Here is an 11,831-nt window from a genome sequence, read left to right on the forward strand (position 1 = left end):
CATGACGCTGCCATTACCGACTGATACCGCGCATGTGCGGATCGAGTCCCGCCAGTACCGGCTCTTCAACTTCGACCTGGGCGAGGGGATCCGCCGCTCCAGCATGAAAGTCGCGACGCTGATCTTCACCCCGTGGCTAATCGTGATGGGCGTGATCGGAGTGTCGCTACTTCAGATGCCGTACCTGTGGTTCGGTCCGCCGGCGATCGCGACCTGGCTCGCGGTCAGCCGCGACGATTCGGGCCGGGTCCGGCTGCGGTCCTGGCTCGATGCCGCCGCGTACCGGCTCAACCGCTCTGACCGCCTGATCCTCAACGCCGACACCGCGCGGCCGGACAACGGCGCCCAGCAGATCCCGGTCGAGTTCGCCGTGGTGGAGGTACAAGCATGAACCTGTTCAAGAGCCTGCGCCGGGACTCCGGGCCGCTGTCGACACCGTCGGTGATCGCAGGCGGCATGACCGCGGGCGATCACGGCGTGTGGGCGTGGTGCGTGATCCCGACCCGCTCCACCGACGAACTGGCCAGCGCGACCCTGTTCGATCTGACTCTGACCGGCGCGAACGAACTGAGACAGGCCCTGCCCAAGGGGGTGCAGTTCCACATCAAGATCCAGTGGGGCACGTACTCCGGCCCGGAACACGTGCGCACTCAGTTGGCGCACTGGGGCGGTAACCCGCCGCCGGGGGTGCGTGAGCACATCGAGTTGCAGGGCGCGCGGATCGAGCATGGCAACTTCCCGCGGCGGCAGGTCCTGCTCGGTGTACGCGTCGATGAGGAGGCGACCACGATGGGCGCGGTCGCGCTGCGGGCCGGGACCGATCCGATCAAGGGCGCCAGCAGGCAGATGAAGCAGTACGTCACCCGCGCCGCGGCGTGGCACGACCGGCTGCGCGGGACGACGTTCGCGGCCCGACCGGCCAGCGTGCACGAGATCGCGTGGTCGCTGCGTCACGACCTGCACCGCACCGTGGACTGGCTGCCACCGGGCCCGCTTGCCGGGCCGGGGGAGACCGCGCGGCTGCGCGCGGGCGAGGTGCTGGTGCAGTCCGATCACGTGCAGGTCCACACCGACTCCGGTGTGCGGTACATGCGGTGCCTGACCCCGACACAGACCGGGTTCCCGACCATGGATCTCGCGCTGCCGGGCGGGGAGTGGCTACGCGACCTGCTGCTGCGCGATACCGACGATTCGGCGGCGCGGCAGTACCCGCTCGAAGTGTCGATCCGCGGGGTGAACCTGCCGCCGGCGGTCGCGACGAAGAAGATGACCGAAGCTCTCTCACTGCTCAAAGAGCAGGGCCGGGAAGCCTCGAAGGGCCTGGCCGAGGAGATGCCCGACGCCCTGGAGGAATCGCGCGCGGTGCTACGGACCCGGGTCAGTGAGGTCTCCCGCGGGCAGGCCTCGATGATCGAGGACACGCCGGTGTGGCTGGTGGAGGCCGACACAAAAGAGGACCTGGACTCGCGGACCACGGCCGCGATCGACTACTACGCCGGGATGCAGATCCAGCTGTGGCCGGCGCCGAACCTGCAAGGGGAACTGTGGCGCTCCACCGTGCTGGGCGACTACTCGCGGGTGCACGATTTCACGCAGCTGCGCCCGATGAGCACCCTGATCGGGGGCTGGTTTCACGGCGGGTCCGCGCTCGGTCAGGTGGATGGGCCGTACTTGGCGGCGAATATCGGCTCGACGCCGGCGCCGTTCCGGCTGCGGGTGACTGACGCCGCGTTGGAGGGTGATCCGGTGACGAGCGTGTTCCTCGGCTCATCGGGTGCGGGAAAGAGCACCGCGGTGATGCTGGTGTCCCTCGCTGAGGCGATCTACGGCTCCTGGGTGATGCTGCTGGATCTCAAAGGCGACCTGGGCGGCTTGCCGAGGGTCGCGCGGCAGTTCGGTGTTCCCACGCACGAGGTCTCCACCGCGGCCGCCGCGTCGGGGTCGATGTGCCCGTTCCGGTACGTCCCGGACGGTAAGGACGCGGCCGGGATCTGCCTGGACCTGTTGCAGCTGATGCTGCGCAAAAGCGTCGCGGACGCGTCCGAGCCGATTCTGCGCCGCGCGACCAACGACATCGCCGCGCTGCCGAATCCGCAGCACCGCTCCACGTGGTCGGTGATTCAAAGCCTCCTCGTCTCGGCCGATCCGGCCACGCGGCGGCTCGGGGAGGAGTTAGCGGAGGTCGCGAAAGATCCGCTGGTGATGCCGGTCGCCGGTCCACCGGACCCGGACGCGGCGTCGCTGCCGATCCGTCCTGGCCTGGTGTATATGACGTTTGCAGGCATGTCCTGGCCCGAGAGGGACGCGGCGCGGGAGGACTGGACGCCTTCGAATCGGATGACGATGATGCTGACCCGCGCGACGTTCGCGTACTCGACGTACATGAGTGGCCGGGTCCGCGGGATCCCGAAGGTGATCGCGCTGCCCGAGCTGCACCTGCTCACCGGATACGACGTAGGCCGCTCGATGGTGAAACAGACCGCCCTGATGGGTCGCGCGCTGGACACCTCGCTGCTGCTCGATACGCAGGCCTGCGCGGAACTGGCCAGTATCGAGGGCCTGGAAGACCAGATCACCACGGTGTGCGCGTTCCGGGTCCGGACCGACGCCGAGGCAGTAGCGCAAGCGCGGATGCTCGGCCTGGAACCGGATCCCGGCGTGCTGGCACGGCAGAAGTCCTGGGGCAAAGGCCAATGCGAGGTGAAGGACCGGTGGGGTCAGATCGCGCCGGTGCAGTTCGACTATCTCAGCGGCCTGATCCAGCAGGAGCTGAGCACGACGCAGAAACGGACCGGCCCAGACGAGGCCACTGAGCAGATGGAGGTCGCGTGATGAGAGGCAAACTCGCCGCCGCGGTACTGAGCGCGTTACTGGCGATCAGTCTGGCCGCCTGCAGTGACGACGACCCCGGGACCGGTAACGGCGGCAGCGGCGGTTCGTCGGCGCAGCAGCAGAAGGCCGGTGCGCCGGATCAGTCTGACGGGCGCAAGCTCGCGGACTGGGCCGCGACGAAGATGGTCACGCGGCACACCACTGATATCTGCATGTACGGCACCCAAGAGCTCGAGAAGCGGTTCGGTAAGCAGGGCTGGTGCGAGAACGACCCGACGTTCAAGCAGACCGCGGTCACGCTCGACCTCGTCGGTACGTGCGATGCCACACAAGGGGGCTCCAAGACTCCACCCGGAGACCTCTACCTGTACCGTGTCGAACCATCGATCGAGTTCGACCCCGATGCCGGCACCGAGAGCGGCGTCCAGGTCACCGTCCTTAAACAGGGCAACGACTACAAGATTAACTCGATCGTGACCAAGAGCGTGTCTGATGACTTAATGACCCCGGATTGCCCGGATGGTCACGCCGATCCTGCCAGCGGCTCCATCACACTGGGCTGACCGGTCATGGTCCTGATGCAGAACCTCGCCGCTGTCCGCAAGGGATGGCTGACGCGGGTGCGGGATCGCGCGTGGGTGGTCGTGTGGTGGCCGCTGCAGCGCAAACGCCGGTTCGTGATGCTGATGTGGCTGACCGGACTGTTCGTCCTCGGCTCCACCTCCATGGCGCACGCCGATGACCTGTTCACCGGTCCCTATACCGGCGCGAGTGGGGATCAGGCGACCCCGTTCGAGCGGTACGACACCTCGGATTACGAGTTCCTGTTCGCGCCGGACAGCAACAATGACGGCCTCGCCGGGACCGTGACCGGCGCGCTGAACGGGATCGAGAACGGCCTGTTCTGGGTCGGCGCGAGCATCATCCGCGGCGCCCTGATCGCCACGCAGTGGATGCTCGGGCTGGACCTGTATGCCGACAACACCGACAAGATCAACAACGTCGTGCAGGATGTCGCGACCCGGCTACTGATCCCGATGCTCGGCGTCACGCTGGTGATCGCCGGGTTCAGCGCCTACGCCCGCGCCAAGCGCGAGGGCGGCGGCACCATCTTCAACGACATGACCTGGATCGTCGGCGGGTCGATCTTCGCGATGGCGTTCGGGCTATTTCCCGGCACGATCATCGGCACCGTGGACGGTGCGCGCGCGTTCATCGGCACCCAGGTCATGAGCATCTACTCCAACGCGGGGCAGAACGGCGAGAATGCCCTCGGCACCAGCAATGGCGGGGACCTGACCGGTAACCCGAACTGCTACAAGAATCCCGGCAGCTGTGAGCAGATGACCGCCGTGAACGGCAGCCGCAAGCTCGTCAACGGGCTGTGGGACTCGTGGGTAAACACGCCGTACTGCTACATCCAGTTCAAGCAGCTCGCCACCTGCAAAGCACTCGACCCGGACCGCGGCAATGTGGCGAACTCCGAGGTCATGCTGAACCCCGACAAGCGCGCCGAGCTAGTAACGGATCTCAACGACAACTACACCCAGATCAAGAACGACAAGTACGAGGCGTGGAACGGAAACGACCGGTGGATCCGCGGACAGCTCGCCGGCCGCCTCGGCGCGGTCCTGTTGTTCTTGCTGGTGTCGGTCCCGATCGCGGTGCTGTTGCTGGGACTGACGCTGTTCGGGCTGATGGCTGCGGTCGGGATCCTGCTGCTGGTCGTGGTCGGGCCGTTCTTCCTCGCCTTGTGGGTGATGCCCGGCGTCGGGCGGCGGATCGGGATGCAGTGGCTGCAGTCGTTCATCGCGATCATCTTTCAGAGCATCCTGATCACCCTCACGCTCGGCGCGATCGCCGTGGTGTCCGGGATCATCAACGTGCAGCTCGGCACGTATGGGTATTTCATGTCGAGCCTGTTCAACGTGGTCGTGCTGGTGACCGCGTGGCGGCTACGCAGCCAGATGGAGAATTTCGCGATCGGTGGGGACCGTAATGCCCTGGGCATGTCCGGGTCGGGCGTGATGTCTTCCTACATGGCGATGCGCACGATGGGCTTCGCCTCCCGGCAGCTGCACCGCGGCAGCAGTACCGCTCAGCGCGGACTGGGCGCGGTCGGCGCTGCGGCGGACCGCGCGTCCGGCGGCAGCGGGACCGGCTCGGCCGGGCGGCGGCCGGCTCGGTTCCAGATGCCGGCGTATGCCGACACCAAGTACGCAGCCACTGGTAGCAGTGCATCCACGCCGGCCTCCGGCCGTGCGGGGGCTTACGCCGCGTCCGGGGCGCCGATGAGCGCCGGCGAGTTCGCGCGGGAGAACAAGGTCCGCGGCCGGGAGACGGCGCGCGCCCCGCGGGCCGCTCGGCACGCCGCGCCCACGATTCCCGAACACAAGCCCGGATCATCGGTCGTCACCGAGCAGCCCCGCGGCGGCGTGACCTACGCCGAACGGGAACGGATCGCGGCCGAGATCGCCACCAGCCCGGTCGCGAAGGCGACCGGGCACCCCACCAACGGGGGACGGTCACGGCCGCGGTGGAAGATGCCGCCGCTGCCATCGACCCCACTGCCGTCTGTGCAGTCCTCGACGACGTCACCGGTCTCACCGCTGCAGGACAAGCAGGCGCCGCCGGCCGCACCGATCACCGAACATGAGCGTCGGCGGTTTCCGCGTGGGACCGGTTCGTCGCGATGAACGGCTGGGGTGAATGGGAATCGGACGATCCGGAGCAGTCCGCGGACACGGACCGTCCGCTGTCTGCGGTGCCAACGTCCTACGCGGACGACATCACCGGCCCCATCCTCGAGGCACCGAAGCGCCGGCCATCGGGCGGGCGGGCGCGGAGCGCGCAGCGCCGCGCCCTGGCCGCGCAGCGGCAGACCGAGAACCGTCACCAGCAGCGCCGCGCCCTGGACGCGCTGAGTCGGGCATCGGGTCTGCCCTTCGCGATCGCCGCCGTACTCGTGCTGGCCGTGTTGATCATCGTGAACGTCATCGGCACCGACCCGGGCACCGACGAGTCAGGCGCGGCGGCGACGAGCTCCGCACCCGTGTCCGACCCCCGCGACACGGGCAGCACCGCCCCAGCCGCGGCCGTACCGGTGAGACTGGACCCGCACGCCGGGACACACGTCCTGCCACCACAGGGGATACCGCCCGGCCCGAACGTCGGCGAGATCGACCACCACAACGCGCTGCACGTCGCCGAAGCATTCGCGCGCGAAGCCTGCGCCTCCACCGCGGGCGAGTCGACGACCGAGCACGCGGACCGTCTCGCGCCGTACGCGACCGGCGAGGTGGCGGGGTCTTGGACCGGTGGCACCGCGGCCAAGGTCCGCTGCCTGCAGTTCACCGCGTCACTGGATCCGGCGAGGCCGGCGACTGCCACCAGCACGCCGGTGGTGGTGACCGCGGTCCAGGTGTATGACGCGGGCGCCGGTAGCGACTTGGTCGCCTACCGGTGGCGCATCACGCCGATGCTGGCCGTGGGCAGCGACGGCGCGTGGGGTGTGAGCGCGTAGATGCTGCGCACCGCGCTCCGGCACCGCCACACCGGCCTGAAAATCAGTGCCACCGGTGTCGCGGTGGTCCTGGTCATCACGATCACCATCACGCTCGCCCTGGTCGGCGGGCAGGACGACTCCGACTCGGCCGCGTCCCAGGCGATCACCTGTACGCCAGGAAGCGGGCTACGCTCTGGCGCCGTCCCGAACGGGTGGAACGCCGACGTGATGGCCGCGTCCGCCGCGTCCGGGGTGCCCGCCCCAGTCCTCGCCGCACAGCTGGAGGCCGAATCGGGGTGGAACCCGAAAGCGACCAGCGGCGCCGGCGCCCAAGGCCTGGCGCAGTTCATGCCCGCGACGTGGGACGCCTACGGCGAAGGCGATCCGTTCGATCCGAAGGCCGCGATCGCCGCGCAAGGCACATACATGGGCGTCCTACTGACATCTGTCACGCCGATCGCGACCTCGACCAGCGCGGACCCGGTCGTGCTGGCCCTCGCGGCCTACAACGCGGGCCCGGCGCGGATCGAGCAATACCAGGGCGTACCGCCGTTCGCCGAGACGCAGAAGTACGTGCAGAAAATCCCGGAACTGGCGCAGCAGATGTATTCCGGGGACTGCACCGCACCCGGCGCACCCGCGGCGGGCGTGCCACCGGTCGGACCCGGCCAGTGGGTGATCCCGCTTCCCGGTGCTGTATTGACCAGCCCGTTCGGGATGCGCTGGGGCGTACTGCACGCCGGTATCGACCTCGCGATGCCGAACGGTCAGCCGGCCGGCACGGTCACCGCCCCGGTGGACTTATTCATCACGTACGCCACGTGCGGCAGTGATGGGTACGGCTGCTCGGTCGTCGGTGCGTTCAAGGACGGCACCGGGTTTCAGATGCGGTTCGGGCACATGGTCACCGGCAGCCTGAAAGTCACAGAGGGCGACACCGCGAAAGCGGGCACCGCGCTCGGCACGATGGGTGCGACCGGGGATGTGACCGGGCCGCATCTGCATTTCGAGATCTACTCGCCCGGCTCGCCGACCAACGCGTACGCCGGTAACGGCACGCCGATCGATCCACTGCCGATCCTGACCAGTAAGGGGGTGAAGCTCGGATGAGATCTCGACGCTCCCGCTTCGCGGCTACGGCCGCGTGCCTGGTCGTGACGCTGGTCGCCGCCTGCACGAGCAACGTCGGCAGCACCGACGGCCCGGCACGCGATCGCACGACCGGCACCAGCACGGCCCCGCGATCGCCGGACACGGTCGCGCCGCCACCGAAGCCCGCGCCGATCGACCCGGCCGCGGTGGACGCGACGAATCCGGAAGCGGTCGCCGAGGCCGTCGCGACCGCGTCGGTCACCTGGGACACCACCGTCGACGTCAGCGACTTCGACGGGATCCGCCGCGTGAGCGCGTTATTGACGCCCGCGCTGGCCGCGACCCTGGCGCCGGTCGAGCACCCGGCCCCCGGCCCCGAGTGGGCCGACGCCGCGTCGGCGAAGTCCTACAACGCGCCGACGGTGTACACCGCAGAAGACACTCACGGCGCGCCGCCGGACACCGCCGCCGAGGTGTACCGGGCGTATACCGCGACGTGGGTGTGGGTTAGCTCCGGCGGCACGGTGCGCACCGACCCGCGCACTCGCACGATCTACCTGACCATCGCGCTGCAACCGGACGGCCGCTGGCTGGTCTCCACCTTCGACTACACAGACCTCTAGAAAACCCAGGGAGTGAAATGATGGCCACCAGGCGAACGAGCCCGCAGCGACAGACCACTACCCGCACGCGCAAGGAACGGATCGCGGTCACCGCGATGACGATCCTGTTCCTGATCGGCGCCGGCCTGGCGTGGTCGTTCGGCGGCGGTATCGCCGCACTACTGGACGGGCGCGGCATGGCGATCGCGATCCCGCGGCTGCACGTCTCGGCACTCGGCGCGGCGCTCAAGGGCGGCGACGCGCCGCTGTGGACGATCAGCGGCGGCGGGCCGCTGCGGTTCTGGATCGCCGCCGCCCTCGTGCTGCTGGTGGTGTGGGTCCTGCTGGTGGTCCGGCCGGTCGCGCGCCGCGCCCGCCGTGACGAGCGGACCAAGGCACTGGCCTCACCGAGCCTGGTGGGTAAGGACTTCAGCCTCGCCGCGGTCCGCAAGGCCGGCGCCTACACGCGCCCCGACATCGCGCGGCGGTCCCGCGCAGCGGGGACCGAGTTCGGGTACTACCTCGGCCGACTCCGCGAGGACAAGAAACCAATCTGGGTCAACTTCGAGCAGCGAGTCCGGATCATCGCCCGCCCCGGCTGGGGCAAGACATCCCGGCTGCTGGTGCCGATCGCGCGCGACGTGCCCGGCGCGGCACTGATCGGGTCGGTCAAGGCCGACCTGTTCGAGCAGACCGTCATCGCCCGCCAGGCCCGCGGCCAGGTCCGCGTCGTCGACTTCTCCGACCCCACCGACCGCATCGCCGACGGGTACACGCCGGTGCAGTGGGACCCGATCCCCGGGTGTGAAGACCTCACGGTCGCGACCCGCCGCGCCCGCGCCCTGGTCTCCGGCAGCGAGGACGGGGACCGTGAAGACAACGACGACGCGTTCTGGCGCGAGTCCGCGCGCCAGGTGATCGAGGCGTGGTTTCACGCCGCCGCGCTAGCAGGCCTAGAGATCACTGATGTGCTGCGGTGGCAGGAGAACATTCACTCCAGCGAGCCGAAAGATATTCTGCGCGATCACCCCGCCGCGGAGCCGCGGGCACGGATGGCGCTGAGCAAGCACCTCGACGACCGCGCCGAACGCACCACCAGCAGCGTGGAGCGGTTCATAGTGTTGGCCCTTGGCCCGTTCGGGTCCGCCACGGGTCACGAGTTCGTGGGGGAGCGGCGGCACTGCCTGGATATTCGCGCCTCGATCACCGACCACGAGACGATCTACCTGCTCGCCTCCGAAGACACCGCCGGCGCCGCGTCCCCGATCCTGACCCTGTTCGCCGAGGAATGGTTCTACCAAGCCCGCGCACTCGCCCAAGCGCTGCCGGCCAAGCGGCACGCACCGCCGGTGTGTGCCGTCCTCGACGAGCTGCGGTGGCTGGTCCCGCTGCCGAGCCTGCCGGCGATCGCCGCGAGAGACCGCGCCGCCGGGATCGGCCTGGTGTATGCGGTGCAGGCGATGCGCCAGGAACAGGAACTGTATGGCGCCCAAGCCGAATCGCTCGAGGGAGCCGTGCAAGTGACGATTATGGGCGGGTTCGATAAGTCGGCACATCAGACCATTACGCAGCAGGCGGGGCACGCCCCGGTCACCAGCGTCTCGGTCGGTGGCGGTTTTTGGTCGGGCGCGCATTTCACCGATTCCGAGCAGTGGCGCGACGTGCTGACCGCGGCCGACCAGCAGCAGCTGCGCGATGGGGAGTCGGTGATCCGGATCGCGGGTGAGCCACTGATGTATGCCTACTCGCCGTCGTTCCGCGAGAACCGGCAGCTGCGCAAGACCATCACGGGCGAGGAGACGAAAGTCCGCGACATCGTCGTTCGGGCCCGCACCAACACCCGCGACCAGCGCACCAGAGACCGCGCGCGGCACGCGCAGCAGTACCGCGACCAGGTCGCGCAGAACGCTATTCACACTGACGGAGGCACATTTTGACCGAACCAAGTCCGGAACACATCTGGGACCGGCTCCACGTCACAGGTGGTACCGACCTGCCATGGTCGTGGGACTCCAACGACGAGCAGCTCGTGGAGAGTCTGTCGGTGACGCTGGTCGACTTCGTGCGCGACTACAACGCCACGTTCGTGGTGAAACAGGCGCAGCTGGTGCCGTACTGCTGGCCGGCGCATCCCGGACTGGCGCGGGAGATCGCGTCCCTGTATTCGGTGTGGGCCAGCGCTTTCCACGGGTCCGCGGCGACGCCCGGGGACGCGGCGTACTTCTACGACCGGACCCTGCCGGGCTTCCAAGACAGAGTCACGATGTGGCTCGGTCGCGACCCGGACGCGTGCCGCGCCGGTCAGCACCCGCGAGACTGGAACGACCTCGCCCCGAAGATCGGGTACCACGATGCCCGCACGGACACGACATCACAGATTTTGAACGACTACAGCTCACGTTTGTCGGTCCTCATCTCGTCGCCGCCCCGGCTACCGGAAGACGACGAAGCGAAACTGTCGGCACCGTCTGATGCGCCGGACGAACAGGCCACAGCCGAGAGGTGGAAGTTGTGACGCTCAACGACCAACGATGGCGCATGTCGATCCCGCCCATCCAGTCACCGGCCGAGCCCGTAATCGGCGATCGACAACTCGTTCGATGCTTCCCGAACGTCCCCGCTCAGCGTTCGCATCAAACCGAGTCGCTTGAGTATCGGTACAGTCACAAATCGCCGGTTCCGCTGCCGCAAGGATTTGGCGTCTCTCGGCAGCACGTTCGACTTCTTACGGATAGCAAGGGCCTGATTCTTCTCGATGAACGACCGTAGGCGCGTCTCATATGCGTTGAGTGCGGCGCTGACATCTGTGGTGGCCTGAAGTTCTGTGGCGAGGACGTACCCTCCGAGAATCGCGATGCTGGTGCCCTGACCAGATAGGAAGGATGGCGCAAACGCAGCATCACCGACGAGTCCAATCCGTCCTCGGCTCCACGTAGCCATCTTGATCTGGCTGACCGTGTCGAAGTACAGCTCGTCAGCGGTCTCTACCGCTTCAACCAGACCGGACGCCAACGGCCACTTGGCGCCACGATAGATCTCCTTCATTGTTCGGCTGGCTGCTTTGACATCGTCGACATCTATCGCGCTTGGATCGTCCACGACGAACGCAGCGAAGACACGAGCCGGGCCGGCCGTCGATCGTCGTACAGATAGGCTTTTACCGGGTTGCGTATATATATAGCCTTTTCCAGGCTCGATCGCTGAATTTGAGAGGTTGTAGATCGCAACGCAAGGCCCGAGGTGGTGGATGTACTGCGACTCGTCCCCAAATGCAAGCCGACGGGTTGTGGAATGGATTCCGTCTGCGCCGATGACGACATCGAATGTCTGAGGATCTGCATTCACGAATGTGACGTGCACGCCCTCGGTCACTTCAACGATTGATGCGATCGAGTCGTTAAAGACGTACTCGACGTCCCCGACTGTGACGTCGTAAAGAATTTGAGTCAGTTCGCCCCTTGCGAGCTCCACATCGATTGTGTTTACTCCGGCGATGATGTCGTTCAGGGCGACCTTGATCAGCTTGCGACCGTTCGGCCGGATGACCTGGGATACCGTGCGGGTTAAACGAGCATCTTTGATCTGGTCGTATACCCCCATGCGTTGTGTGACCTCTGCCGCTGTTCCCCTGACGTCTATCGGGTAGCCACCGTTGCGAATGTGGGATGCGCGCTCGACAATTGTCACTCGCCAACCGGCGCGGCGAAGCCAGTATGCGACGACAGGCCCGGCGACACTGGCGCCGGATATGAGGGCATGTCGAGGTGCGGATGCGGTCACGGTGTCCTCCATGGGCGGAT

Annotated in this window: 10 protein-coding genes; 9 read left to right on the forward strand and 1 reads right to left on the reverse strand. The window is 67.4% G+C overall.

Going from position 1 to position 11,831, the window contains the following annotated elements:
• Position 1 precedes the first annotated feature (1 nt).
• From CLV47_RS17430 to CLV47_RS17470, 9 genes are all read left to right on the forward strand, one after another.
• The gene (locus CLV47_RS17430) at positions 2 to 391 is read left to right on the forward strand and encodes a hypothetical protein (RefSeq protein WP_106350398.1); all 390 of its coding nucleotides are present in this window, start codon (positions 2 to 4) and stop codon (positions 389 to 391) included.
• Positions 388 to 2,832 (forward strand): ATP-binding protein, encoded by a 2,445-nt coding sequence (locus CLV47_RS17435; protein WP_106350399.1) that lies wholly within the window; start codon positions 388 to 390, stop codon positions 2,830 to 2,832. The genes CLV47_RS17430 and CLV47_RS17435 overlap by 4 nt, the downstream gene beginning before the upstream one ends.
• Positions 2,832 to 3,395 (forward strand): hypothetical protein, encoded by a 564-nt coding sequence (locus CLV47_RS17440; RefSeq protein ID WP_106350400.1) that lies wholly within the window; start codon positions 2,832 to 2,834, stop codon positions 3,393 to 3,395. The genes CLV47_RS17435 and CLV47_RS17440 overlap by 1 nt, the downstream gene beginning before the upstream one ends.
• 6 nt (positions 3,396 to 3,401) lie before the next feature.
• Entirely contained in the window at positions 3,402 to 5,528 is a 2,127-nt protein-coding gene (locus CLV47_RS17445) for a hypothetical protein (RefSeq protein WP_106350401.1), read from the forward strand.
• Positions 5,529 to 5,596: 68 nt separating this feature from the next.
• Complete coding sequence (locus tag CLV47_RS17450; RefSeq protein WP_238145489.1) at positions 5,597 to 6,355, forward strand: hypothetical protein; 759 nt, start codon at positions 5,597 to 5,599, stop codon at positions 6,353 to 6,355.
• Entirely contained in the window at positions 6,356 to 7,447 is a 1,092-nt protein-coding gene (locus CLV47_RS17455) for a peptidoglycan DD-metalloendopeptidase family protein (RefSeq protein WP_106350403.1), read from the forward strand.
• Positions 7,444 to 8,052 (forward strand): hypothetical protein, encoded by a 609-nt coding sequence (locus tag CLV47_RS17460; protein ID WP_146135426.1) that lies wholly within the window; start codon positions 7,444 to 7,446, stop codon positions 8,050 to 8,052. Before CLV47_RS17455 ends, CLV47_RS17460 begins: the two co-directional genes overlap by 4 nt.
• 17 nt (positions 8,053 to 8,069) lie before the next feature.
• Positions 8,070 to 9,968, forward strand: coding sequence for a type IV secretory system conjugative DNA transfer family protein (locus tag CLV47_RS17465; protein WP_106350405.1), 1,899 nt, complete (start codon positions 8,070 to 8,072; stop codon positions 9,966 to 9,968).
• Positions 9,965 to 10,546, forward strand: a complete 582-nt coding sequence (locus tag CLV47_RS17470; RefSeq protein ID WP_106350406.1) for a hypothetical protein — start codon at positions 9,965 to 9,967, stop codon at positions 10,544 to 10,546. The genes CLV47_RS17465 and CLV47_RS17470 overlap by 4 nt, the downstream gene beginning before the upstream one ends.
• Positions 10,547 to 10,590: 44 nt before the next feature.
• Here CLV47_RS17470 and CLV47_RS17475 read toward each other — a convergent pair whose 3' ends face one another.
• Entirely contained in the window at positions 10,591 to 11,811 is a 1,221-nt protein-coding gene (locus CLV47_RS17475; protein WP_170111134.1) for an FAD-dependent monooxygenase, read from the reverse strand.
• Positions 11,812 to 11,831: the final 20 nt, after the last annotated feature.

This window comes from Antricoccus suffuscus (assembly GCF_003003235.1).
Classification (GTDB): domain Bacteria; phylum Actinomycetota; class Actinomycetes; order Mycobacteriales; family Antricoccaceae; genus Antricoccus; species Antricoccus suffuscus.